Here is a 24,567-nt window from a genome sequence, read left to right as displayed (position 1 = left end):
TGGCTTGTTCGCGGTTTTGTAGGCCGGGTAAGGCGTAGCCGCCACCCGGCAATGCCTTTCTGGAAGCCGCCTCGCAAACTTTTAAGCAACCTTATGTAATTCAGGGGTTTCCCCTTTCCTTCCTTTTTTCATCGCCGTAAAGTGCCTGCGTTGCGGCACATCCGTAACCGGGCGTAGGAACCCGCATAACATGACACGGCAATTATTTTTGTCGCGACAGCGCTCATCCCGTTAAAATACGGTCGCGCTGGCGGAGCAACCGAAAGGTTGGCCGTTAGTCATGTGCGGTATTCCTACCTCCGTCAGCGCAACCACCCATGAGCGTAGGAACTTATGTGGTGGTCTGGAGTACGTTTTAAAAGGAAAATCACATGACAACTATCCCTTCTCTGTCTTATGCACTTTCTGAAGAAAGTGCTGTTCATCACCTTCTCCACCTGCAACTGCCTGAGTCTGCGGATCTCTTTGAACTCGCTGATGCCTGCACTGCATATGTGAGCGTGCTGGTTGAAACGGACGACGCGGTGACTTTTGCCACCCTTTGCGAGCGACTGCTGGCTGCGCTGAAACGGCTGCGCGAGTGCTGTGACTCAGAACTTCCACCGTATCTGGTGGAACGGCTCATTGCGGGGGAAAAGATTACCTCCTGCGTGCCAGAGTGCTGGCAAGAAACGGCGCTACAGGTGGATTATGCCGTGGCGTTAACGCTGGCAGTAATGGGCGGGACATTACCTGCGAGCGTGGCGAAAGAACTCACCGGGCTGTTGCATGATATGGTCTGGCTGCTGGCGGAGTTTGTGAAGGAGCCTTATATAACGGCGCACTGAGGCGGGTGATGGGTGGCCGGGGTTCTGCTGGGGTAAAAAGCAGGACTTTGGCCTTATTCAAAGTACAGAGTAGTTTGTTGAATGTCCGTTAAGAGCGAACAGCGGACATTCAGGTGGCTTGAAGGCGCGAAAATGCATCACGCCTGAGCTTTACGCTGCGACCATGACGTGAGCGAAAATATAGGGCAAGGTCACAGCCGTGATATCGCATCCTGGGTGCCACCGTGCGCGGCGATAAACATGCCGACGGCCGACCGACAATATGATTCGATTTCGTTGTCATCCCCTGCTCTGGCATCATCGAAGCGCGCGATAATCAGAAGGTCGGAGCCTTTGAAAAGCGCGGCAAACAAGCGAGCGGACTGAAGAGGATCGGGAACCTCCAGAAGCCCCTTCTCCTGAAACTGACGTAGAAGGACTTCGATTTGGGCGATGACATGAGCGGGGCCGGCTTCGTAATGGAGCTTGCTTAACGACTTTTGATTCGTCTTGTCGGCCATGACCATAGCTTCGACGCTACTTACATCGGGTCTCAACAGAGTGCGCAGCAGTAATGTTCCCACCGCCATCAATTGATCTTCAACTGAACCATCGACGCCTTCAAGAAGAACCTGAGGTGCAAACAACTGTTGGCAACCGGCCACAATAGCCGCACTGAACAGCGCCTCCTTATTCTCGAAATGCCGATAGATGCTGAGTTTGGATATCTTCGCCCTCTGGGCGACCTTGTCCAGGGTCGTCGCCTGAAATCCCATTTCTACGAATAGTTCGGAGGCGGCCTTAATGATTGTCTGGCCAAGGGCCTCGTTGACAGGGCGGCCCCGCCGGGACGGGTTGTTTTGATTGGTCACTATAAATACAGTCCTTGACAGTATCCTAATTATTTAATTACGATACCATGTAGTTTCATAAATGTGCAAGGTGCGCCAGAACTGGCTCATCTCCTTACATCCTCAATATGGAACTCATCACCATGAATGACGTCATCATCATCGGAGGCAGCTTTGCCGGTCTTGCTGCAGCCCTGCAGCTTGGCCGTGCCCGTCGCAAGGTCACGGTCCTCGATACTGGTCGGCAACGCAATCGCTTTGCTGGCCGTTCGCACGGCGTGCTCGGCCACGATCACAAGCCACCGCAGGACATCCTGGTCGAGGCACGGCAGCAACTGGCGCGTTATCCAACGATCAAGCAGGTCAACGCACGGGCCGAGAGCGTATCGGGCACCCTCGACGATTTTTGCGTCTTCACGGACGATAACGAAAGCCTGCGGGCGCGCCGCTTGATTCTGAGTTATGGCGTCGCTGACCAGATGCCTGATATTCCTGGCTTTGCTGATGGCTGGGGGACGTCCATCATACCATGCCCCTACTGCGACGGCTTTGAAGTCGCCGACCAACACTGGGGCCTCGTCTGGTCTGGCCCGCAGTCGCACAATCAGGTCAGGCTCTTCCATGACTGGACAGACAGATTGACTGTCTTTGGCAACGGTCATGACATCCCCCCCGACATACGGGCCGATCTGGCCGCCCGCCAGGTACCTATAGTTGATGGCAGGATCAGCGAAATCGAATCTTACGGGAGCCATAGTGCCACCATCAAGATCGAAACAGGCTCTGATGTTTCAGTCGATATTTTATTCGCGCATCCACGTACTAGGCCGTCCGCAAGCCTTCATGACGCGCTGGGCCTCGCCACGGTCAATACACCAACCGGCATCGCCCTCAAGACCGATGATCGCCGTGAAACCAGCATGCCAGGCATCTACGCCGCAGGTGACCTTGCCAACCCCGGTATCCCCTCGGTCACTACGGCAGCATGGCAAGGCACGATGGCGGGTATCTTCGCTCAGCAGTCGATGCTCAGTTGAGGACAAACAGCATCTATCATCCAGTTAAATTAACAATAGACAGGAGCACCACCATGGCCGCCGTAAAACCATTCAAACCGCTGGACGAGAAATTTCCGTTTGACCGCCAACTCGGTATCGAGGCCGGGCCTCTCGTGCTCCTCAACCTCTTCACGGTCGTAGAACCCGCCGACGAAGCAGGCTTCCTGAGCGCTTTCAAAGCGGCAGCCGAAGTCATAACGAAGCAACCGGGCTTCATTTCCATGCAACTACATCGTGCTATCGGCGATAATCCGACTTACCTGAACTATGTAGTATGGGAATCCACCGAGGCGGTTCGTGCGGCCTTCACTGATCCCGAGTTCCTCGCGAAACTTCCAGCATATCCTTCATCCGTTGTAGCCAGCCCGCACCTGTTTCAGAAGGTCGCCGTCCCCGGCTTCTGCACGGCCTGACTCCGGAAATATGGCTAAGTGCGACGGCTGATATCTCCACCCAGTTGTCGATGCTGAGCTGGGAGACTCGAAGGCGGAGTAAAACCTTTTGTGACGAGATAACGTTATCTCGCCAAAAAGAAACTAACGTCTCTCGCACAGCATAGACAACATTAATGATACTTACTTCCAATGTCCGCTCCTGGCACAGAGCGGACGATCTAACTGAGCTGAAGGTCCGCTGAGAGCGAGGAGCGGACATTCGCCCCTCTGTCGTATGTCCTTAAAGAGCACACACCAGATATAAAAGAATTGCGTTAGTGTACCTTCCTATTTTGACGGGATGTTGCATATGTCATCACTACCGCCCCCAGTAGTAACAAACCACTTAAACCAAATGCACTTCTCCATCCCAGACTGTCGAATGCCAGACCTCCAGCCGTTGAACCAAGCGCAATCGATAGCTGGATCACCGCAACCATGAGGCCACCACCCCTCTCTGCATCTTCGGGTAACGCTCGTGCTATCCATGTCCACCATCCTGTTGGCGCAGCCGTCGCAAGTAGCCCCCACAGGCTTAATAATACGGCAACGGCCCAGATGTGGTGTCCGACCAGCAGTAACGCACCAGTAATCGCGGCCATAAGCAACGGGATCATGATTAAGGTCTTGTAAAATTTGGCGTTCAGGAATGTTGAGACGATCATTGTGCCGACAAAACCTGCTATGCCTATTGCAAGCAAAATCAGAGAAAGGTTAGAAGGTCCCACTCTGGTGACGCTCTCCAGAAAGGGGCGCACGTAGGTAAACAAAGCAAACTGTCCCATAAAGAAGAGCCCGCAGGCAAGCATTCCCGTTGGTACGATGGCAACGCTGAACAGACGAAGCACAGACCCCTGTGGTTTTTGTGTTTTATCGCTTTCCATCGAAGGCAGGCTGAACCATTGCCAGATGAACGCAGCTATCGCAAGAGGGACGAGACATAAAAAGGCCCCACGCCAACCGACCGTTGTCCCCAGATAACTACCAAGCGGCGCAGCCACAACGGTGGCCAGCGCGTTACCGCCGTTAAAAATTGCCAGTGCGCGGGGAACCTGGTGCTGTGGCACGAGCCGAATGGCGGTTGCAGCCGACATTGACCAGAACCCTCCGATGACGACGCCAATCAGAGCCCTCCCCAGCATATAAACCGGATAGTCAGGCGCTATGGTGATAACTATTCCCGATATGGCCATTAAGACCGTCAGCCCCAGCAGAAGATATTTACGATTTAGATCCCCGGCAATATGGGAGATAGTCAGACTGGTCAGCACCGCCAGCGCGCCAGAGACGGCAATTCCTTGCCCTGCCAACCCTTCGGTAACGTGCAAATCGCGGGCAATGAGCGTAAGCAGGCTGACTGGCATAAACTCAGAAGCGATCAGCACAAACACGCAAAGCGTCATGGCAAATACGCCGCTCCAGTATGCATGCTTTTTTTCGTATGATGGTTTTAGACTTACAGTGGACATTATTAGCATCCCTTAATATCGAACCAGCCAGATTCAGGCGCAGTCGGGTCAGAAGTTATTCAGGGAATAACGACATAATAGGTGGGTGAGAATATGGGGCGATGTGACATATTCTGCGTCACACCAGGCAGGTAAAAGCCACCCGTTTATGACAGGTGGCCTGGTAAACCTTTCGGGTTACCTTAAGTTTGCTTTGAAAAATTGCTCAAATTTGGCAAATGGGATCTTACCCGCAACGTTGTCGTACAGATCAACATGGTTTGCCCCAGGGACAATCACTAACTCTTTCTCTTTGCTGCCGATTGCCTTAAAGGCATCTTCAGCAAAATAGCGTGAATGGGCTTTTTCGCCGGTCACGATGAGTGTAGGGATAGTAACTTCATTGGCGTAACTCAGCAGCGGCATATTCATAAATGACAGCGGCATGGTTGCATTCCAGGCACCGGTTGAGTTGACCGAACGCTCATGGAAACCACGCGGCATGCGGTAATAATCAAAGAACTCTTTCAATACTGGGTTTGGATTCGCGGGCAGAGTTTCCGGCAGAATACGATCGGAAGCGGTGACGTTGCCCTTCTCATCAACATAAATGTCATGCCCGCCTGGCGCGAAAGCGCCATTTTCCGCATCCTTCCAGCGCTGCGTGTTCAGATACTGCAATACGGCACGACGATCGGCAGTGGTATAGCGGTCTTTGCCATCGCCCACGCCATGCCCCATCGCACGGCTCATGTCATACATCACGCTGGTCGCCACCGCCTTGACACGCGTATCCATCGCGGCGTCGTTTAAGGCCATGCCGCCCCATCCGCAGATACCGAGCAGCCCGATGCGGTTGCGATCCACCTCTTTTTGCAGACCTAAGAAATCAACCGCCGCGCTGAAATCCTCGGTGTTGATATCCGGAGATGCGACGTTGCGCGGGTAGCCGCCGCTTTCGCCCGTGTATGAAGGGTCGAAAGCCAGAGTGACAAATCCCTGTTCAGCCAGCGTCTGCGCATACAGGCCGCTGGATTGCTCTTTCACCGCCCCGAAGGGGCCGCTAACTGCAATAGCTGCCAGCTTGCGTTCACCACGATCCTTCGGGATGTAGAGATCCCCGACTAAGGTGATCCCGTACCGGTTCGGAAAGGTCACCTTACGGTGATCAACTTTCGTGCTCTCAGCAAAAGTTTTATCCCATTTCTCGACCAGCGAAACGGGCGCGTTCGGATTGGCTGTATCAGCGTAACTCATATTTGTGACTCCACTTAATGATGCGCATAACAACAGGGCGGGTATCGCAGTTGTCAATTTTTGGGTGAAAGCAGTCATCAAAATCCCCTTCATAAAACGTGCCAGAAACAGGTTTCCTACGGACAACGCTGCTGTGCTTTGTTGCAATGCGCACATTATAGTTAGCAGAAATAGTACTGATTAGAGGGTGAAAAATGCTAAGATTGATAACATATTGTTCTGAATTGTGATGCGGCAGCAGGGGAAGGATGATGGCGAAACGGGAAAACTATAACGATCTCTATCTGTTTATGCAGGTCGTGCGAGAAGGGAGTTTTACTGCCGCCGCGCAGAGGCTTGGCCTGGCGCAGTCAGGAATTAGTCGTGCAGTGCGCGAGCTGGAAGAACGACTGGGCGTGCAGTTTCTGGTGCGTACCACGCGCAAGTTATCGCTCACCCATGCCGGCGAGTTGCTCTATCGAACCGTCGAATCTGGATTTGACGCTTTAGATATGGGGCTTGCCACGCTGGCCCATTATCGCCATACCCCATCGGGTACGGTCCGTATTAATGCCAGTCAGCACGCCATTGATAAAGTGCTGCTGCCGAAGCTGGCGGTGTTTAAACAACGCTACCCAGATATTCGGCTGGAGCTCATCAGCGAAAGCCGGTTTGTCGATATTATTGCTGAGCGCTTCGATGCCGGTATACGTCTGGGCTCGGAAGTAGGTAGCGGTATGGTCGCTGTGCGCATTTCGCCCGATATGGAGATGGCCGTTGTCGGCACGCCCGAGCACTTTCGTCGCTACGGATTTCCGCAAACTCCCTCCGATTTAGTTATTCATCCCTGCATCGCTTACCAGTTTGGAGACGGCAGCCTGTATGCATGGGAACTCAATCAAGACGGTAAAAAGATAACCCATCAACCTCAGGGACAATGGGCCTTTGCTGACAGCTATATGGAAGCCAAAGCCGCCCGGCTAGGCCTGGGACTGGCTTATGTTCCGGAGGAATTGGTTTCTGATGATATAGAACAGGGGGCGCTGATCAGAGTTTTGCAATGCTACAGTCAGCGCCTGGAAGGTTCATATCTCTATTATCCGCACCGCAATGTGTCACCCGCTCTAAGAGCGGTTATCGATACATTGAGAATTTAAGGGATAAAGATGAGGTGGTTCGCAGGCCTGGGTAATAGTTGAAAAACAACGTCCGCTCCTGGCACAGGGCTGCTGTTGCAGCCCTGACAACCTTAGACTTCAATCGATTCAGAGATCTCTAACGCATCATCGACTTCGATGCCTAGATAACGGACAGTGCTTTCCAGTTTCTTATGGCCCAACAGAAGTTGGATCACCCGGAGATTCTTGGTTTTCTTGTATATCAGGTAAGGTTTTGTTCTTCTCATGGAATGTGTGCTGTAAAGCGAAGCTTCGAGACCAAGCTTTTCTACCCACCCATGAAAAATTCGGCTGTATTGTCGGGTTGATATGTGCCGGTTAGTTCCGATCCGAGACCGAAACAAGAAGTCTTTACTGTGCAAATTGCCAAGCTTTATCAATGCAGCAACAGCTTCTCTTGTCCCTTTGGTTATCTCAAATTGCACAGGGCTACCGGTTTTCTGTTGCAGCACCGTTGCTCTGCTTGAAACCGAGCTACCATATGCAACATCAGATACTTTGAGGTTCACCAGATCGCAGCCTCGTAGCTTACTGTCTAAGGCCATATTGAACAGAGCTAAATCACGCGTTTTACCTTCCAGTTCAAGCCGGATTCGGATCCCCCAGATATGAGATATCTGAAGTGGTCTTTTTTGGCCTATGATACGGTCTTTATTCCACGGTGACGTGTTCATACTCAAATCTCCTGCAATGTGGGAGATTTGAGTATGGTTGTCTCTTATGAGCGAACAGCGGACATTAAGCGTATAAGTGAAAAAATGCTGGTTTTTCATCCAAACCCTGTTAACTTGAATGTCGATGAAAACACACTTTGTGCTATTCGAATCAATCATTATTATCACCTGTCGAATTCAGGTGGGATAACGTTCGCCATTTTCCCGCCGGTAAGGCGGGCCTTACCGGTAACAATCCAGTGAGGTAAACAATGGACATAAATGCAGTCACGACGCCTGAAAAACCTGTCCTGCACTTGTTATGTGGAAAAATTGCATCAGGAAAATCCACGTTGTCAGCAAAATTAGGATCATCACCTGGGACTGTAATTGTCAGCGAGGATCACTGGCTGGCTACCCTCTTTGCTAATGAAATGCAATCCATATCTGATTATGTGCAGTATTCATTAAGACTAAGAAATGCCATGAAGCCTCATCTGGTGTCACTACTAAAAGCTGGTTTATCAGTAGTTCTTGATTTTCCGGCAAACACACAAACAAATCGTGAATGGATGATGAGCATTATTATGGAGTCAGGTGCCAGTAATCAGCTGCACTATCTGAAAGTTTCTGATGACGTATGTAAATCCCGCTTACGCGTGCGTAATGCAGAAGGAGAACATGAATTTTCGACCTCAGATCAACAATTTGAAATCATAACGCATTATTTCTCAGAACCAACTGCTGATGAAGGGTTTAATATCGTTGAATACAGCTGAATCTACCTTTCTACACATAAGCCGTCTGCTGGCGGCTTATTAATTCTTCTAGCTTTTATAGCAATATTCGATTCTACAATGTTTTCAACGTCTGCTTTTGGCCCAGAGCGGACATTCATATTCATCTCCCTTCCTCTCTATCGGCCCGCCGCCACTGTCAGGTATGAATGCGATTATCACCTTGTTTAGAAAAGCGATGGGCAGCACGGCCGCCCATTACTTTGCCGAACGGAAAAACAGCGGCCGTTAACCCGGCCCCTCACTCCCCGCCGCCAGCAGCGGCACCACCACGTCGCTGATGGGCACCGCAATGCCGTGTTTGCGGCCGTAGCGCTGGATGACGCCGTTGCGGATATCCCACTCCATCGGGCGATCCGCCTGACGGTCGGCCAGGAATGACAGCATAAAAGATCTGCACTGGCAGCTAACCAGACGGCTATATAAGCCTCGGAAGTAGGATTTTCTGCTTAACCTCTTTAACCGTTTCAGGCATGTCGCTAGGGATTTGCGGGTATTCTGACGAACCATTATGAGCTTTTAACCAATTAATAAATCGTTAAATAGATATAAACCTAATAACAGCCCAAATATTTATTAGACTTTCAATCAATATTCACTTAATTAATACTTAAGTAAAACCATGGCATTAATCATTAATAAATTTTCGAGTTTCAAACCGTAAGATCCCACATTTTCTTAATTTATATCAACGAAAATGCAGATCATTTAATATCCAAATCGTACAAAAATTGACGACCCACTTTATAAGCGCTAGCGTCACCATGGTTACCTAACCAACTTAACCAAAAGGCTTTTTCAGGATTTTCTTAAATGGAGTTTTATACAAATGGCTATTCCCGCTTATTTATGGCTCAAAGACGACGGTGGTGCCGACATCAAAGGCTCTGTCGATATACATGGTCGTGAAGGAAGTATTGAGTTAATCGCACTGAACCACGGCGTAATGCAACCCACGGACAAGCATAACGGCAAAGCAACAAGTCTTCGCGTCCATTCCCCTTATTCTTTCGATAAAGAGATCGACGCCTCCAGCCCCTATTTGTACAAGGCTGTCAGCACAGGTCAGAAGCTAAAATCCGCAGAGGTAAAGTTTTACCGTATCAACGATGCCGGCCAGGAAGTGGAATATTTTTCCAGCCTTATGGAAGGAGTGACGATCGTCAGCGTCTGTCCAATGATGCTTGACGTCAAAGATCCTGACTATGAGAAACATAACCATCTTGAGCTGGTAGAACTGCTGTATGAAAAAATTACCTGGCGCTATGTCGACGGTAACATCATGCATTCTGATAGCTGGAATGATCGCAAAACGGCATAAGGAGAACGTTATGGTATGGAAGTATGAGCAGTCTACCGGCAAGATGTATAAAGACGGCAAATTAATTGAAACCGGATATTCCGGAGCTCTTACGAATAAAAACAACCCGGACCGTCAGCATGTAAAGGGACTGGGGCCACTGCCTCGCGGGACATATAAAATCGCGGGTCATTCGAATTCAAAAGGACCAATTACAATCATCCTTGAGCAAACCTCCGGAGAGAGTTTTGGTCGCTCAGAATTCCGCATTCATGGTGACCACAAGTATGGTCCAGCCGGGTTTGCATCAGAGGGGTGCATCATTCTCTCACTGTCAACGCGACGTAAAATCCTTCGTGACGGCGGTGACCTTGAGGTCGTGCGATGAAATACCCTATCGAACTCCTGCTATGTGCGCTCGCCGTCCCAGCCATTGCAGCCAGCACTGACTGGCCCTCAGCACTTAATGGAATCGCCTCTGGTGATGCAAACTGGATAGCGCAAGCCCCAACGCTGGCTGCCACGGCAGACGTCAAGCAGGCGCAACAGCTGGAGGACGCCTTAGCCGCAGCGCTCATAACAAACACGAACGCAACGCTGAAAGCGCTCCGCACCATTGACGCCGGAAAGTGGCCGCACATGGTAGGCAGCGATATTGTCTGCACGCCGCCTTTAGAGAAATCCCCCGAAGAAATCGACGCGTTCTATCAGCGTACCCGCCAGGCGCTGCTGGAAACGTTTGACGGTGCTCAGTGCCTCTGGATTCTGGAGGCAACCATGGAAGAGTTGAAAGCAGAGAAAGCCCGTCAGGCTAAGTAGAGACGCTACCCGGTGCACAACGGCCGGGTCTTTCCTTCACTCCAGACCCGGGCTCACCCCGGCCCCTCACTCCCCGCCGCCAGCAGCGGCACCACCACGTCGCTGATGGGCACCGCAATGCCGTGCCTGCGTCCGTAGCGCTGGATCACGCCGTTGCGTATGTCCCACTCCATCGGGCGATCCGCCTGGCGGTCAGCGAGAATCGACGTACCCAAATCCACGGGCGCGCGTTGGAAGTTCGCCAGGATCTCCTGCGCCACGTCATCGTTCAGCTTCGCCCCTTCAGCGCGGGCGACGGTCAGCCCTTCGCGCAGGTAGGCCAGCGCCAGCTCGCTGACATCCTCGCGCCTGAACATCCCGGCGCGGCGGTTGGCCAGCACCATCAGCCCGGCGACCGCGTTTTGCAGCAGCTTGCGCCAGGCGACGGTGGCAAAATCTTCCGAGAGCTCAACCGCGCAGCGCGTATCACGAAGCGCTTCGACCACCCGCTGCGCCTGCGGCGCGTCCGGTAGCGTCAGGCGCGGCTTCGCCCGGAGCCAGACGGAGGCATCCGGCTCGCGCTGCGCCGGGAACCAGACCACCGACGGCAGCACCGTTGCGCCACTGACCAAAGGCTCAAGCTGCGCCTTCTGCTCTACGCCGTTTTGCAGCGCGCAGACCACGGTATTTTCATCACACAGCGCGCGCAGCCACCCGGCGCTGTCGGAATTTTGCGTCGTTTTTACCGCCACAAAAACAAGATCTGCGGGGCGAGTAATGACGGACGGATCGGTGAATACCGGACCGGGCACAACCGTTTCCCCCTCGTCGTAACGCAGGCGTAATTCCGGATGCGCGGTGCGTCCGCAGAGCAGCGGCATGCGGCCAGCGTCATGCAACACCGCGGCAATGGTGGTGCCAATCGCACCGGGACCAATCAGCGCAATCACTGGATTCTCAGACATGGTTAACCCCTCTTTTCGCTAAGCCTGCTAACAGTTATACCACCCTGAAAAGTGAGCGCCACGTCGTTGTCTATACTCAACACACAACAGACAACGGAGTGCGCCATGCCTTTACCTGATTTCAAATCCTCTGAACCGTTCACCCTCGGCATCGAACTCGAACTGCAGGTGGTTAACCCGCCGGGCTACGATCTGAGCCAGGACTCCTCTGCCCTCATCGCCGCCGTCAAAGACGACATCAAAGGCGGTGAAGTCAAACACGATATCACCGAAAGCATGCTCGAAATCGCCACCGGCGTGTGCCAGACCATTGACCAGGCGGCGGCGCAGTTCTCAGTGATGCAGCAGAGCATCCTGCGCGCGGCGGCGGAGCAGCACATCCAGATCTGCGGCGGCGGGACGCACCCGTTCCAGAAGTGGCAGCGTCAGGAGGTGTGCGACGACGAGCGCTATAACGTCACGCTGGAGCGCTTTGGCTACCTGATTTTGCAGGCAACGGTGTTCGGACAGCACGTGCACGTCGGCTGCCGGACCGGGGATGACGCCATTTATCTCCTGCACGGCCTGTCGCGCTTCGTGCCGCACTTTATCGCCCTGGCGGCCGCCTCGCCGTACATGCAGGGCACCGACACGAAGTTCTCCTCGTCGCGGCTCAATATCTTTTCGGGGTTCCCGGATAACGGCCAGATGCCGTGGGTTAACAGCTGGCAGGAGTTCGAGGGGCTTTTCCGACGCCTGAGCGCTACCAGCATGATCGACAGCATTAAAGATCTGCACTGGGACATCCGCCCCAGCCCGCATTTTGGCACCGTTGAGGTACGGGTGATGGATACCCCGCTGACGCTCGGCCACGCGATTAATATCGCCGGGCTGATCCAGGCCACGTCTCACTGGCTGCTGACCACTCGGCCGTATAAGCATCAGGAGCGGGATTTTCTGCTGTACCGCTTTAACCGTTTTCAGGCGTGTCGCTACGGGCTGGAGGGGGTTCTGACGGACGTGCATACCGGCGAGCACAAAACCGTGGCGGAGGATATCGCCTGGCTGCTGGAGCAGGTTGCGCCGTCGGCCGAGAAGCTCGGCGCAACGAGCGCAATTAATGAAATTGCCCTGCTGTTAAAGCAGGGCAAGAGCGAGGCGCAGCGCATGCGGGACTTCATCGCCGACGGCGGCTCGCTTATTTCTCTGGTTCAGAAGCACTGCGAGCTGTGGGCAACGAGTCCGTAAGGCCGTGGCCCCACTCGCGCAGGCGCTGGAACAGCACGAACAGCGCGGGGATAAACACAATCCCTACCACGGTTGCCACCAGCATGCCGCTGAACACCGTGGTGCCAATGATGCGGCGGCTCTGGGCACCCGCCCCGGTCGCCAGCATCATCGGCAGGACGCCGATGATGAACGACACGGCGGTCATCATCACCGCGCGGAAGCGGCGCGATGCCCCTTCCCGCGCGGCATCGACAATCGCCATCCCGTCCATCCGCCGCGCGCGGGCGAACTCCACGATAAGAATCGCGTTTTTCGCCGCTAAGGCGATCAGCAAGACCAGACCGATCTGCACGTACACGTCGTTGGCGTAGCCCGCCAGCCACAGCCAGACCAGCGCCCCGCCGATGGCGAACAGCACCGAGAGCATCACGCTCGCCGGGAGCGTCCAGCTCTCGTACTGGGCGACGAGGAACAGCCACGCCATCACCACCGCCGCCAGCACAATCCATACCGCCTGGTTGCCGGTCTGCTGCTCCTGATACGACATGCCGCTCCAGGCGTAGTCGTACCCGGCAGGCAGGCTCTGCGCCAGAATTTCGCCCATCGCCGCCATCGCGGTGCTGCTGCTTACCCCTTCCGCTGCCGAACCGCTTACCGATACCGACGGGAACTGGTTGTACTGCTGAATAAATGGCGCGCCGACGGTCGGCGTGATGGTGACGAGGTTGCTCAGACGCACCCGCTCGCCGCTGTTGCTGCGCACGAACAGCTCGCTGATTTGCTCCGCGCGCTCGCGCCACTGCATCTCGTTCTGCATCACCACGTGGTAGACGCGGTTGTTGACGCTGAAATCCCCGGCGCGGGTGCCGCCGAAGGCGGTTTGCAGGCTGCTGAAGATGCGCGACACCGGCACGTCGAGGCGAGCCGCACGCTCGCGGTCAACGGTCAGCGTCAGCTGCGGCACGTTGCTGCTCCAGGTGGTGAACACGCGGCTCAGCTGCGGATGCTGGTTGGCTTTCGCCAGCACCTCACGCGTGACGCGCTCCAGCTCCGCCGGGCTCTGCCCCGCCTGCGCCTGAATGCGCAGGTCGAAGCCAGAGGCGTTGCCCAGCCCCGGCAGCGTCGGCGGCGCGAAGGTCATGATGGTCGCTTCCGGCAGGGCCAGCAGCTGGCGCTGAAGGGTGCCCATCACCTCGTCCAGCGGCGGGCGCTCGCTCCAGTCCTTCAGCATGATGGAGATAAACCCGCCGTTGGAGGCGCTGGTGCCGTTGAGGATGTTAAACCCGGAGACCTGAATGACGTCTTCCACCGCCGGGTTTTTAGCGATCAGCGCGCGCGCGGTAGCCATCACCGCTTCGGTGCGCTCCAGCGAGGCCGCCTCCGGCAGCTGGACGCTGGCGAAGAAGTAGCCCTGATCTTCCTGGGGCAGGAAGCCCTTTGGCATCGACATAAAGCTGAACGCCACCACCGCCGCCGCGCCTGCGGTGGCCAGCAGCGCCAGCCACGGACGCCGGTTGAATACGCTCACTATCCGGGTGTAAAGCGTGCGCGTGGCGTCCAGCCCACGGTTGAACCCACGGAAAATCGCGGCAGGCTTCGCCGGACGCGGGCGCAGCAGCATGGCACAGAGCGCGGGCGTCAGGGTCAGCGCCACCAGGCTTGAGAGCGTGACGGCGGTGGAGAGCGTCACCGCGAACTGGCGGTACAGCTCGCCCACAATTCCCGGCAGGAGCGCAACCGGCACAAACACCGCCAGCAGCACCAGCGTGGTAGCAATCACCGGCCCGGCGATCTGGCGCAGCGCCAGCGCGGTCGCCGCCGTGCGGCTCTGCCCTTCCGCCATCAGGGTTTCGACGCTCTCAACCACCACGATGGCATCATCCACCACCATGGTCAGCGCCAGAATAATGGCGAACAGGCTCAGCGTGTTGGCGGAGTAGCCGAGCGCGTAGAGCACCGCAAAGGTGCCCACCAGAGACACCGGAATGGCGAGGGCGACAATCAGCGTCGCGCGCCAGCTTTGCAGGAACAGGGAAACGACCACCACAACCGCCAGCATGGTCAGCGCCAGCGAGACGCCAATCTCTTTAATGGTGGCGGCAACAAAGGTGGTGGTGTCGAATTTTACCTCGTAGACCAGGTCGTCCGGGAAGCGCGTCGAGAGACGCTCCAGCTCCGCGCGCACCGCGTCGGCCACGCGCAGGGCGTTGGCGGACGGCGTTGGGTAGATGCCAAGGTAAGCAGAGTCATGCCCGTTCAGCTGTGCGCCCGAGCTGTAGCTGCGCGAGCCGAGCTCGATGGTGGCGACGTCCTTCAGGCGCACCAGCTGGCCCATCTCCCCGGCGCGAATAATGATGTCGGCAAAGTCTTCGGCCTGGCTTAAGCGCCCCAGCCCGTTGATGGTCAGCGTCTGCTGCTGGCCGTTGAATACCGGTGGCGTACCGATCTGGCCCGCCGCTCCCTGCACGTTCTGCTCGCGCAGCGCCTGCGCCACGTCATCGGTGGTCACGTTCAGGGCGTTCATGCGGTCCGGACGCAGCCAGATGCGCATGCTGTAGTCCCGCGCGCCAAACATCTGCACCTGTCCCACGCCCGGCAGACGCGACAGCGCCTCGCGCACCTGCGTGCTGGCGTAGTTGCTGACAAATAGCGGCGTGTGGGTGTTGTTCGGTGAGTAAAGGCTTACACCCATCATCAGGTTGGTGGCGCGCTTGCGCACCTGCACGCCGTTTTGCTGTGCCTCGGTCGGCAGCTGCGCCACGGCCTGCGCCACGCGGTTTTGCACGTCGATGGCGGCGAGGTCCGGATCGGTCCCCGCCGCAAAAGTGATGTTCAGGCTGTAGGTGCCTTCATCCGAGCTGGTGGACTCCATATAGAGCATGTGATCCACCCCGTTAAGCTGCGTCTCCAGCGGCGTGGCGATGGCCTCCGCCACGTCAGCCGAGCTGGCGCCCGGCCAGCTGGCAGAAACATTCACCACCGGCGGGGTGATCTGCGGATACTGCTCTACCGGAATAATCCTCAGCGCGATGGCCCCCAGCAGGGTGATGACCAGCGCAATCACCATCGCGAAGCGCGGGCGTTTGATGAAAAACGTCAGCATGATGGCTCCTTAATTGAGTATCTGGACGGCAGCGCCGGGCTGCACGCGCTGCGCGCCGTCGGTAATTGCTCGCTCACCGGGCTTCACGCCGGAGGCAATCTGAAACTGCTGGCCGATCTGGCCGGCCACGTTCAGCGGGCGCCTTTCGGCGTTGCCGTCGGCGTTAACCACCCAGGCGAAGAACCCGTCGCCGTTCTGCTGGACCGCGGCGGCAGGCAGCGTCAGCACCGGCTGCTCGCTCGCCGGACGCAGGTAGACGTTCACGTTGCCGCCGGGCAGCAGCTGGTGGCGCGGGTTAGCAAACTCGGCGCGCAGCATCACGCTGGCGGTGCGCGGGTCGATCCGGTTGTCCACGGAGGTAAGTTCCCCGCCGACGCGCTGGCCGTTGCTGTCGATCAGCGCCTGCCAGGCCTGCTTCATGGCGCTGATATCCGCGTGCTGTCCGGCTTTGGTGGCAAACGCGCCCTCTTCCAGCGCAAAGGCGATGCGAATGGGATCGAGCTGGACCACCTCCACCAGCACGCCGCTGGCAGGATTCACCAGGCTGCCCACGTGGAACTGGCTGTGGCCCACGCGACCGTCAATCGGCGAGGTGATGCGGGTGTAGTTCAGGGTGACGCTGCGGGTGTCGAGCCGGGCTTTCGCCTGCTCCAGCGCGGCGCTCGCCACGTCGCGCTGCATGCGGGCGTTGTCCACGTCGTGACGGCTGATGGCGTTGCTGTTGCCCAGGCTTTCGAAGCGGGAAAGCTGCTGCTGCGCCTGACGCAGCGTGGCTTCAGCGCTTCTCACTTCAGCCTGCGCCAGACGCAGTGCAGCGCGCGGCTCGGCGTCGTCCAGCTCGAACAGCACGTCGCCTTTTTTCACGTACTGCCCGTCGCGGAAGTTGATTTTCGTTATCACGCCTTCCGTGCGTGCGCGCAGTTCAACGGTGTGAATGGCTTCGATGCGGCCCGGGATCTGGCGCTCGGCGGCGTGGGCGGTCTGCTCCACGGTGGCGACGCGAACGGGGACCGCGGCGGCGAAGACGGGTTGCAGGGTACTGACAAGAAGTGCGAACAGGAGTGGAAGTTTCATGGGAGTACCTCAGCGTTGTTTCTCCCCTCTCCCCGGCCCTCTCCTCAAAGGGGCGAGGGTTAGGATGAGGGGTAAGATTTTCGTTATGCAGCCTTACGGAACCTGCGGGTCAGTCGCTTCTCGATTTCGACGACGAAGAACATCCCTCCAGCCACCGCCAGCGTCACGAACCAGTAGCGCAGCGGCAGCGCTTCGGTGCCGAACAGCATCTGCATAAACGGCAGGTAGATAATGGCCGCCTGGAGCAGGAACAGTACGCCCGTCACCAGCCAGATCCCTTTGTTCGCCAGCAGGCCGCGGTTGAGGGAGAACCCTTCGGTGTTGCGGCAGTTAATCATGTACACCCACTGGGCGCAGACCAGCATCTGCAGCAGCACGGTGCGGATGAACTCCGCGCTGTGCCCGCGCGGGGCCAGCCAGGCTTCAAGCGCAAAGGCGGCGATGGCAATCATGGTGCCGACGAAGGCCACGCGCCACACGGCGTAGGCGTCCATTACGTGCTGCCCGGTCTGGCGCGGCGGGCGGCGCATGATGTTGCGCTCGGCGGCCTCAAAGGCCAGGCCGAAGGAGAGCGTGGCGGAGGTCGCCATGTTCATCCACAAAATCAGCACTGGCGTTAGCGGAATGATGTTCCCCGCCAGCAGCGCAATCACAATCAGCAGCCCCTGCGCCAGGTTGGTCGGCATGATGAACAGGATGGTTTTCTTCAGGTTGTCGTAAACGCGACGTCCCTCTTTCACCGCGCTGGCTATGGTGGCGAAGTTATCATCCGTCAGGACCATGTCCGCCGCCTCTTTGGTGACTTCCGTGCCTTTGATGCCCATCGCGATGCCGACGTCTGCCTGGCGCAGCGCCGGGGCATCGTTTACGCCGTCACCGGTCATGCCGACGATTTCACCTTTGTCCTGCAGCGCTTTCACCAGGCGCAGCTTATGCTCCGGGCTGGTACGGGCGAAGATGTCATATTTCACTGCCGCTTCCGCCAGCTCGGCGTCGTCCATTTTCTCCAGCTGATAGCCGGTGACCGCCTGCTCGCTGTTGGTGATCCCCAGCATCTGGCCGATGCTCATCGCCGTCTGCGGGTGATCCCCGGTGATCATCTTGACGCGGATCCCCGCCTGCTGGCAGGCGTTAATCGCATCAATCGCTTCCGGGCGCGGCGGATCCATCATTCCGGCGATGCCGAGGAAGATCAGGCCGTGGCTCAGGTCGTCGTGCGTCAGCTCCTGCTCGCCGTTCGCCGGTTTGAACGCCGCGGCAACCATGCGCAGCCCCTGACGCGCATAGCGCTCCATCTCCGTTTCCCAGTACGCACGGTTGAACGCTTGCGCACCGTTACGCGTCTGCTGCTGGTTGCACAGGGCGAAAATGACGTCCGGCGCACCGGTAATCAAAATCTGCTCCTCACCGCCAATCTGGTAGTGGGTGCTCATGTACTTGTACTGAGAATCGAACGGGATCTTGTTAACCAGCGTGGTCACGACCGGCTCGAGGTGGGCCTTGGCCGCCAGCACCTTCAGCGCGCCCTCGGTCGGCCCACCGGTAATGCCCCACAGGCCGCGCTCGTCCTGAATCAGCTGGCTGTCGTTGCACAGGTCAACGGTGCGCAGGTACTGCTCCAGGACGGTGCCCGGCTGGATGTGAACCGGCTCGTCGCTGCCTTCCAGGTAGATATTGCCTACCGGCTCGTAGCTGTTACCGTCCACGCGGTAGCAGACGTCGGCGGTGATGATGGCTTTTACCGTCATCTCGTTCATGGTCAGGGTCCCGGTTTTATCCGAGCAGACCACGGTCATCGCGCCCAGGGTTTCAACCGTCGGCAGCTTGCGGATAATCGCCCGCTTGCGCGCCATCGCCTGCACGCCCAGGGAGAGAATGATGGAGATAATCGCCGGCAGACCTTCCGGTACGGAGGCAACCGCCAGGCTGATCAGGGAGAGCAGCAGCTCGCCCATCGGGATCTCGCGGAACATCAGGCTGAAGACGAACAGCGCGGCCATCATCGCCAGAATAATGACGAAGATGGCTTTACCGAGCTTGTCCATCTGCACCAGCAGCGGGGTACGGTGCTTTTCAATGCCCGCCATCATCTGGTTGATGTGGCCGAGTTCCGTATCCTTACCAGTCGCGGTGACCACGCCGATGCCGCCGCCTGCGCTCACGGTCGTCCCGGAAAAGACCATATTGGTGCGGTCGCCCAGCGGTAATTCGCCGCTCAGCGGATTCGTGTGTTTATCCACCACGGTGGACTCACCGGTCAGAATCGCCTCCTCCACGCGTAAATTATGCGCCTCGATTAAACGCATATCCGCCGGAATACGATCCCCCGCGCGCAATACAATAATATCGCCCGGAACTATTTCCGTCGTCGGTATGGTTTCATGGTTGCCGTTACGAATAACGCGCGCCTCGCTGGAAAGCATATTGCGAATACTCTTCAGCGATTTTTCCGCGTTGCTTTCCTGAATGTGGCCAATTAGCGCATTGATGACCGCCACGCCCAAAATTACCAGCGTATCGACCCAGTGACCCATTACCGCCGTTAATACCGCGGCGGCCAGCAGAACGTAAATCAGCACATCGTTAAAATGGGCCAAAAAACGCAGCCAGGCGGGTTTACCTTTTTTCTCCGGCAGCGCGTTCGGACCCTTTTTTTGCAGACGCGCCTGCGCCTCTGCACGATCCAGACCGCTGGCCTGGCTCTGCACGTGGGTAAGCACCTGCTCTGCGGTCTGCTGGTATGCCAGCCCGCCGGAAGGCGGCACGTTTGGGGAGTATTTTTTTTCAGTCATCATATTTTTCCTTCAATTTCCGGTGAACAGAAGCCTGAATTCCTTTCTGGCTTAAATAAATTGATTTTAAAGTCTTGCGGGTAAAATTGATCTACCGCAATATATTTACCACTGGGTTATTCAAAATTGATTAAAATTATTTCGACGAGCTGATTTTTACAAAATATTTCTAAACCAATCCTAAACGAGGGGGAACCATGTTTGGTATTTATCGCGGACGGCGCCTGGCGTTATACATTGTCGCAGCCATTGTTATTGCGACGTTAATTGGATATAGCACCTATATGTTTGTAAAATTATTTTCGTGATGTAGACATTTATTTACATAGCGCGATATTAATTTAATCATCAGGATTAAATTATTCTCCTTCCGCGCATTATTCTTCGGGGGAAGGAATTATTTAATTAAAAAAGGGCCGCCGGGTTGATATTGCTTTACGTTAAAGGATGCCGGACAATGACATTTTTAACTGACGATTAACATTACGATGAAACACCCGTTGGAATCGCTGCTGACTGCGGGGGGCATTTTATTGATGGCCCTGATCTCTTGCTTACTGCTACCCGCGCCGTCGCTGGGTCTGGTGCTGGCGCAGAAGCTGGTTCAAACCTTTCATATGGTCGATCTGAACCAGCTCTACACCATTTTGTTCTGCGTGTGGTTTTTACTGCTCGGCGCTATCGAATTCTTCATCCTGCGTTTCGTCTGGCGCCGCTGGTTTTCACTGGCGTCGTAGGCCAATAAAAAAGCCGGGTAGCAGCGATGCCTTACCCGGCCTTTGTTTCGTCAATTTCAATGCGCCCGACTATGGTTCTCTTTTCGGTAAGCCCCGGGCGGCTGATGGAAGGTGCGGGTAAAGATGCGCGTAAACGTCTGCTGCGATTCAAAGCCGTAGCGCAGGCAGATTTCGTACACGCGCTCGTCAGATTCACGCAGATCCCGCGCCGCCAGCAGCAGCTTGCGCTCGCGGATGTAGCGCCCCAGGCTTTCGCCTTTGTACTGCATAAACAGCCGCTGTAAATGCCACTTGGAGTAACCCGCGTGGCGGGCGATCTCTTCGATGCGTAGCGGCTGGTGTAGGTTGTCATCGATCCATTCGACAATCGTATCAATGACCTGAGCGGAAATCGTCATGCTGCTCTCCCCCTCTGTTTCTTGGTTCAACATTATTCCCACCACTCACGAAATTGTTGCGTGCTATCGCTCACACGGACCGGCTCACCCAGCTCCGGCGTCAGCAGCCGATAGTTTTTGTCCTTGCTGGCCCGCGCCAGCTGGATCAGCGGATCGTTCCAGGTGTGTTTCGCCAGCACGAAGCGTCCGTTATGCCCCGGCACCACCGCTTTCGCATTGAGGTCCGCCGAGGCCTGCGCCGTTTCATCCGGCAGCATGTGGATGTACTTCCAGTCCTGGTCGTACTGGCCGTTTTCCATGATGGCTAAATCCACTTCGCCAAACTGCTCGCCGATGGCCTTAAAGTGCGGGCCATAACCGGAATCGCCGCTGTAGTAGACCTTCTGCTCTGGCGTGACAAACATGAAGCTGCCCCACAGGGTCTGGTCACGCTTAATGCTGCGCCCCGAGAAGTGGCGCGCGGGCAGAACATGAACCGTCAGCTCATCGCTGATGTGCACCGACTGGTTCCAGTCCCGTTCGTCGATAATCTCAGGCTTCATTCCCCAGTAGCGCAGGTGGGATCCCACGCCGAGCGGCGTAACGACGCGCTTCACCTTCGGCAGCAGCGCCCGGATGGTGGCGTAGTCCAGATGGTCGTAGTGATCGTGCGAGATAATCAGCAGGTCGATTTCCGGCATGCTCTCCGCGCGCCACGGATACTCTCCCGCAAACGCTTTATTGAGGAACGAGAACGGCGCGGCGTAGTTGCCGAGGACCGGGTCGATCAGAATGCGTTTTCCCGCCAGCTGCATATACCACGAGGAGTGGCCGAGCCACACCAGCGTATCCTGCTCCAGAGGCAGGCTCGCCAGATCGGTTTTCACCAGCGGCAGCGGCTGCGCCGGACGAGCGTTTTCGGTTTTACGGGTCAGGAACTGCCACCACGCCACCAGCATGTTTTGCTGCCCGGTAAAGCCAGGCGTCGGGAGCGCGTTGTGAAACTTCCCGTCGCGATAGTGCGGAGAAGCCTCCACTTCCGTGAGCTGCGCACCCTGCGGCGGCTGGCCAAATCCGGCATTCAGAACAAACGGTAAACTCGCAGCTGAAGCAATAATCATGAGGAACACCACGCAGATGAAGAGAGGCTTTTTCATATCCTGACCCGATAACGCGCGCCATCCGATGGTTTACGCGAGGGAAACTTGATTATGAGTGAGTAAGCACTCATTATAGATATGATGATAAAGTCGTCAAGACGTTTTCGATCTTTGACATTCCGCGTTGCAGCGTGTCAAAGCACGTGTTTCAATCAGGGTTTTTATAATTGAAAGGGGGAAAAATTTAGTGGCACGTCCGAAGAGTGAAGATAAAAAACAGGCCTTACTGGAAGCCGCGACGGTGGCATTTGCACAGTCAGGTATTGCCGCCTCAACGGCGTTAATTGCCCGTAATGCGGGCGTCGCTGAAGGCACGCTGTTTCGCTACTTTGCTACCAAAGACGATCTGCTGAATGCCCTTTACCTGCACCTCAAGCAGGATCTTTGCCAGACCATGCTGGCGAACCTCGATCGCACCCTCACGCTTCCTAAAGAGCATACCCGCAATATCTGGAACAGCTACGTGGACTGGGGGATTCGTAACCCCGTTGCGCATGCGGCGATCCGCCAGATTGGCGTGAGTGAAAAGCTAAGCGCTGAAACGGAACAGGCGGTGAAAGAGATGTTCCCGGAACTTCACGAGCTATGCCGCCGTTCGGTGCGCCCGGTGTTTATGTCCGATGAATTCAAAACGTTTGGCGATGCGCTTTTCTTATCGCTGGCGGAAACCACCATGGAGTTTGCCACCCGCGATCCGTCCCGCGCCACCGATTTTAAAGCGCTGGGTTTCGAAGCCATGTGGCGCGGGCTGGCTCAGGAGGATAACGATGGACAGTAAATCCCTGCAGGCGCACGCAAAACGCGTCGCACTGGAGATGCCTTTCACCGAACACTGTTGGCCGTTTGGCCCCGAGTACGACGTGTTTAAGGTGGGCGGGAAAATTTTTATGCTGATGGCCACCGCGCACGGACGCCCCCACGTTAGCCTGAAATCCGACCCGGAAAAATCCCTGTTAAATCAGCAGATTTACCGTGGCGTTGAGCCGGGCTACCACCTCAATAAAAAACACTGGATTTCGCTCTACGGCACCGAGGACATCACGCCAGAACTGGTCGCCGACCTGATCGAGGATTCGTGGAACCTGGTCGTCGATAAGCTGCCGAAAAAAGACCAGAAATGGATACGCCCTGCCTGATTGTTCGTCTGCGCCGAACAGTATAACCGCTCGAATCGCACTTATCTTTTGCCGCTTCGCGCGGTAATCTGCTCTCCTTTCGCGCCCGCGCACGGGCGAATTTCATTACCAGGAGTAGTCATGGATATCATTTCTGTCGCCCTGAAACGCCACTCTACCAAGGCGTTCGACCCAACCAAAAAACTGACCGCTGAAGAAGCAGAGAAAATCAAAACCCTGCTGCAGTACAGCCCTTCCAGCACCAACTCCCAGCCGTGGCACTTCATTGTGGCCAGCACCGAGGAAGGAAAAGCCCGCGTGGCAAAATCCGCCGCAGGCACTTACGTGTTCAACGAACGCAAAATGCTGGACGCCTCTCACGTGGTGGTGTTCTGCGCGAAAACCGCGATGGACGACGCCTGGCTGGAACGCGTTGTCGACCAGGAAGAGGCCGATGGCCGTTTCAACACGCCGGAAGCTAAAGCCGCGAACCATAAGGGCCGCACCTACTTCGCCGATATGCACCGCGTGGATCTGAAAGATGACGACCAGTGGATGGCGAAACAGGTTTACCTGAACGTCGGTAACTTCCTGCTGGGCGTGGGCGCGATGGGTCTGGACGCGGTGCCGATTGAAGGCTTTGACGCGGCGATTCTGGATGAAGAGTTTGGCCTGAAAGAGAAAGGCTTCACCAGCCTGGTGGTGGTCCCGGTTGGGCATCACAGCGTGGAAGATTTTAACGCCACGCTGCCGAAGTCTCGTCTGCCGCTGAGCACGATTGTGACTGAGTGCTGATTCAAACGGGTCGCTGCACGCGGCCCGTTACGTTTTACTGATGACCAGCCTGCGGTGTGGATGCACATCGCGATCGCTTCCCCAGGCAAAGGCAATCCAGCGCTCTTCCAGCTCGGCGTAAGAGTTTACGGGCGTTAACGTCCATTCTTCTCCCACTGTACCGTCTGCCACGCTAATGCGATAGTTCATGGTGAACGCCCAGTCGATCATGCGCAGCCAAAACCGTTGCCCGTCCCCCGTTTGCTCGCTGTCGGAGACTACGATGTCGTATTCGCTGAGCACCCACTGGAAAAATAATTGCGGTAATCCGCTTATTACGCGCTGGTGGACGGCGCGCGGGGTGCGCCATACCATCACCTGCGTGGCGGCACCGTGGGGAAAGGTAATTTCTTTATGAAATGTAAGCTTCACGGCATACGCCGTATAAGGCTTACCGTCATCGGTAGTCACGAGACGATATTCATCACCATAACGCGATTTTAAAAGCCGGTATCCGACAGGCAGCAAGAACCCCGGCAGATGAAAATCCGCAGTACCCCGCGCCAGAAATGCTTCGGTATGTTCGACGTTTCGGGAGATAAGCCCAAGTTTTTGGCTGAACTCTGCGGAATCAATCATTAGTGGCGACATTAGTTGTTTCTCATCGCATAAGTATAGTCAACTTAACTTCCAATAGAAATC

The 24,567-nt window shown here is 56.0% G+C and carries 25 protein-coding genes and 1 pseudogene; 14 read left to right on the top strand and 12 right to left on the bottom strand.

Features of this window, described 5'->3' with window-relative positions; genetic code table 11:
* Window positions 1–247 precede the first annotated feature (247 nt).
* A complete protein-coding gene (locus INF77_RS23510; RefSeq protein WP_108780325.1) occupies window positions 248–409 on the top strand; it encodes a hypothetical protein in 162 nt (53 codons plus the stop codon).
* Window positions 372–827, top strand: coding sequence for a hypothetical protein (locus INF77_RS19845; protein WP_059357462.1), 456 nt, complete (start codon window positions 372–374; stop codon window positions 825–827). The genes INF77_RS23510 and INF77_RS19845 overlap by 38 nt, the downstream gene beginning before the upstream one ends.
* Before the next feature lie 191 nt (window positions 828–1,018).
* Here the strand turns inward: INF77_RS19845 and INF77_RS19840 are convergent, their stop codons facing one another.
* Window positions 1,019–1,678 carry a TetR/AcrR family transcriptional regulator gene (locus INF77_RS19840; protein ID WP_370529630.1) on the bottom strand — a complete coding sequence of 220 codons (660 nt, stop codon included), beginning with the start codon at window positions 1,676–1,678 and terminating at the stop codon, window positions 1,019–1,021.
* A 122-nt stretch (window positions 1,679–1,800) separates the two neighbouring features.
* Here INF77_RS19840 and INF77_RS19835 point away from each other — a divergent pair, with 122 nt between their 5' ends.
* Window positions 1,801–2,694: an NAD(P)/FAD-dependent oxidoreductase gene (locus tag INF77_RS19835; protein ID WP_193532196.1), complete on the top strand. Its 894-nt coding sequence runs from the start codon at window positions 1,801–1,803 to the stop codon at window positions 2,692–2,694.
* Between the two features lie 53 nt (window positions 2,695–2,747).
* Complete coding sequence (locus INF77_RS19830) at window positions 2,748–3,128, top strand: antibiotic biosynthesis monooxygenase (protein WP_193532195.1); 381 nt, start codon at window positions 2,748–2,750, stop codon at window positions 3,126–3,128.
* Between the two features lie 296 nt (window positions 3,129–3,424).
* On the opposite strand, the gene INF77_RS19825 is transcribed toward INF77_RS19830, so the two are convergent.
* Window positions 3,425–4,618, bottom strand: coding sequence for an MFS transporter (locus INF77_RS19825; RefSeq protein WP_193532194.1), 1,194 nt, complete (start codon window positions 4,616–4,618; stop codon window positions 3,425–3,427).
* Between the two features lie 177 nt (window positions 4,619–4,795).
* On the bottom strand, window positions 4,796–5,932 hold the full coding sequence (locus INF77_RS19820) for an alpha/beta hydrolase (protein WP_193532193.1): 1,137 nt from the start codon (window positions 5,930–5,932) through the stop codon (window positions 4,796–4,798).
* A 173-nt stretch (window positions 5,933–6,105) separates the two neighbouring features.
* Here INF77_RS19820 and INF77_RS19815 point away from each other — a divergent pair, with 173 nt between their 5' ends.
* Complete coding sequence (locus INF77_RS19815) at window positions 6,106–6,990, top strand: LysR family transcriptional regulator (protein WP_193532231.1); 885 nt, start codon at window positions 6,106–6,108, stop codon at window positions 6,988–6,990.
* Window positions 6,991–7,082: 92 nt separating this feature from the next.
* Here the strand turns inward: INF77_RS19815 and INF77_RS19810 are convergent, their stop codons facing one another.
* Window positions 7,083–7,685, bottom strand: a complete 603-nt coding sequence (locus INF77_RS19810) for a site-specific integrase (protein ID WP_023320086.1) — start codon at window positions 7,683–7,685, stop codon at window positions 7,083–7,085.
* A 251-nt stretch (window positions 7,686–7,936) separates the two neighbouring features.
* Between INF77_RS19810 and INF77_RS19805 the strand changes: the two genes are divergently transcribed.
* Window positions 7,937–8,443, top strand: a complete 507-nt coding sequence (locus INF77_RS19805; protein WP_047364322.1) for an ATP-binding protein — start codon at window positions 7,937–7,939, stop codon at window positions 8,441–8,443.
* A gap of 246 nt (window positions 8,444–8,689) precedes the next feature.
* On the opposite strand, the pseudogene INF77_RS19800 reads toward INF77_RS19805, so the two are convergent.
* Window positions 8,690–8,842, bottom strand: a pseudogene (locus tag INF77_RS19800) (ketopantoate reductase C-terminal domain-containing protein); the annotation flags it as partial.
* Between the two features lie 448 nt (window positions 8,843–9,290).
* Here INF77_RS19800 and INF77_RS19795 point away from each other — a divergent pair.
* From INF77_RS19795 to INF77_RS19785, 3 genes are read left to right on the top strand one after another with little or no spacing between them, the layout of a single operon-like run.
* Window positions 9,291–9,782, top strand: a complete 492-nt coding sequence (locus INF77_RS19795; protein WP_049137589.1) for an Hcp family type VI secretion system effector — start codon at window positions 9,291–9,293, stop codon at window positions 9,780–9,782.
* Window positions 9,783–9,792: 10 nt separating this feature from the next.
* Window positions 9,793–10,149: a tlde1 domain-containing protein gene (locus INF77_RS19790; protein WP_045325586.1), complete on the top strand. Its 357-nt coding sequence runs from the start codon at window positions 9,793–9,795 to the stop codon at window positions 10,147–10,149.
* Window positions 10,146–10,580 (top strand): hypothetical protein, encoded by a 435-nt coding sequence (locus tag INF77_RS19785; protein ID WP_193532192.1) that lies wholly within the window; start codon window positions 10,146–10,148, stop codon window positions 10,578–10,580. Before INF77_RS19790 ends, INF77_RS19785 begins: the two co-directional genes overlap by 4 nt.
* Before the next feature lie 53 nt (window positions 10,581–10,633).
* Here INF77_RS19785 and INF77_RS19780 read toward each other — a convergent pair whose 3' ends face one another.
* Window positions 10,634–11,524, bottom strand: a complete 891-nt coding sequence (locus tag INF77_RS19780) for an oxidoreductase (protein WP_193532191.1) — start codon at window positions 11,522–11,524, stop codon at window positions 10,634–10,636.
* Window positions 11,525–11,629: 105 nt separating this feature from the next.
* Here INF77_RS19780 and INF77_RS19775 point away from each other — a divergent pair, with 105 nt between their 5' ends.
* Window positions 11,630–12,751, top strand: coding sequence for a YbdK family carboxylate-amine ligase (locus INF77_RS19775; RefSeq protein WP_192971444.1), 1,122 nt, complete (start codon window positions 11,630–11,632; stop codon window positions 12,749–12,751).
* On the opposite strand, the gene INF77_RS19770 is transcribed toward INF77_RS19775, so the two are convergent.
* The 3 genes from INF77_RS19770 to INF77_RS19760 all read right to left on the bottom strand — a co-directional run bounded on the left by INF77_RS19770 (window position 12,702) and on the right by INF77_RS19760 (window position 19,702).
* Window positions 12,702–15,836, bottom strand: a complete 3,135-nt coding sequence (locus INF77_RS19770) for an efflux RND transporter permease subunit (RefSeq protein ID WP_193532190.1) — start codon at window positions 15,834–15,836, stop codon at window positions 12,702–12,704. The two genes, INF77_RS19775 and INF77_RS19770, sit on opposite strands and share 50 nt — an antisense overlap.
* 9 nt (window positions 15,837–15,845) lie before the next feature.
* Window positions 15,846–16,910 carry an efflux RND transporter periplasmic adaptor subunit gene (locus tag INF77_RS19765; protein ID WP_193032128.1) on the bottom strand — a complete coding sequence of 355 codons (1,065 nt, stop codon included), beginning with the start codon at window positions 16,908–16,910 and terminating at the stop codon, window positions 15,846–15,848.
* Window positions 16,911–16,993: 83 nt separating this feature from the next.
* Window positions 16,994–19,702, bottom strand: coding sequence for a cation-transporting P-type ATPase (locus INF77_RS19760; RefSeq protein WP_193532230.1), 2,709 nt, complete (start codon window positions 19,700–19,702; stop codon window positions 16,994–16,996).
* Window positions 19,703–20,190: 488 nt separating this feature from the next.
* On the opposite strand from INF77_RS19760, the gene INF77_RS19755 reads away from it, so the two are divergent.
* Entirely contained in the window at window positions 20,191–20,439 is a 249-nt protein-coding gene (locus tag INF77_RS19755; protein WP_041910998.1) for a DUF1158 domain-containing protein, read from the top strand.
* 56 nt (window positions 20,440–20,495) lie between these two features.
* Here the strand turns inward: INF77_RS19755 and INF77_RS19750 are convergent, their stop codons facing one another.
* Window positions 20,496–20,837 (bottom strand): RamA family antibiotic efflux transcriptional regulator, encoded by a 342-nt coding sequence (locus tag INF77_RS19750; protein ID WP_028012253.1) that lies wholly within the window; start codon window positions 20,835–20,837, stop codon window positions 20,496–20,498.
* 32 nt (window positions 20,838–20,869) lie between these two features.
* Complete coding sequence (locus INF77_RS19745) at window positions 20,870–21,973, bottom strand: RomA family MBL fold metallo-hydrolase (protein ID WP_193532189.1); 1,104 nt, start codon at window positions 21,971–21,973, stop codon at window positions 20,870–20,872.
* A gap of 190 nt (window positions 21,974–22,163) precedes the next feature.
* On the opposite strand from INF77_RS19745, the gene INF77_RS19740 reads away from it, so the two are divergent.
* The 3 genes from INF77_RS19740 to nfsB all read left to right on the top strand — a co-directional run bounded on the left by INF77_RS19740 (window position 22,164) and on the right by nfsB (window position 23,886).
* A complete protein-coding gene (locus INF77_RS19740; RefSeq protein WP_028012251.1) occupies window positions 22,164–22,754 on the top strand; it encodes a TetR/AcrR family transcriptional regulator in 591 nt (196 codons plus the stop codon).
* Window positions 22,744–23,112: an MmcQ/YjbR family DNA-binding protein gene (locus INF77_RS19735; RefSeq protein WP_028012250.1), complete on the top strand. Its 369-nt coding sequence runs from the start codon at window positions 22,744–22,746 to the stop codon at window positions 23,110–23,112. The genes INF77_RS19740 and INF77_RS19735 overlap by 11 nt, the downstream gene beginning before the upstream one ends.
* A gap of 120 nt (window positions 23,113–23,232) precedes the next feature.
* The gene (gene nfsB / locus INF77_RS19730; RefSeq protein WP_047367650.1) at window positions 23,233–23,886 is read left to right on the top strand and encodes an oxygen-insensitive NAD(P)H nitroreductase; all 654 of its coding nucleotides are present in this window, start codon (window positions 23,233–23,235) and stop codon (window positions 23,884–23,886) included.
* Between the two features lie 27 nt (window positions 23,887–23,913).
* Here the strand turns inward: nfsB and INF77_RS19725 are convergent, their stop codons facing one another.
* The gene (locus INF77_RS19725) at window positions 23,914–24,516 is read right to left on the bottom strand and encodes a hypothetical protein (RefSeq protein ID WP_045260722.1); all 603 of its coding nucleotides are present in this window, start codon (window positions 24,514–24,516) and stop codon (window positions 23,914–23,916) included.
* Between the last annotated feature and the right edge of the window lie 51 nt (window positions 24,517–24,567).

The organism is Enterobacter cloacae complex sp. P1B (genome assembly GCF_014982345.1).
Taxonomy (GTDB): domain Bacteria; phylum Pseudomonadota; class Gammaproteobacteria; order Enterobacterales; family Enterobacteriaceae; genus Enterobacter; species Enterobacter bugandensis.
The sequence above is the reverse complement of the archived record's forward strand: the minus strand, read 5'-3'. Positions and strand labels throughout refer to the sequence as shown.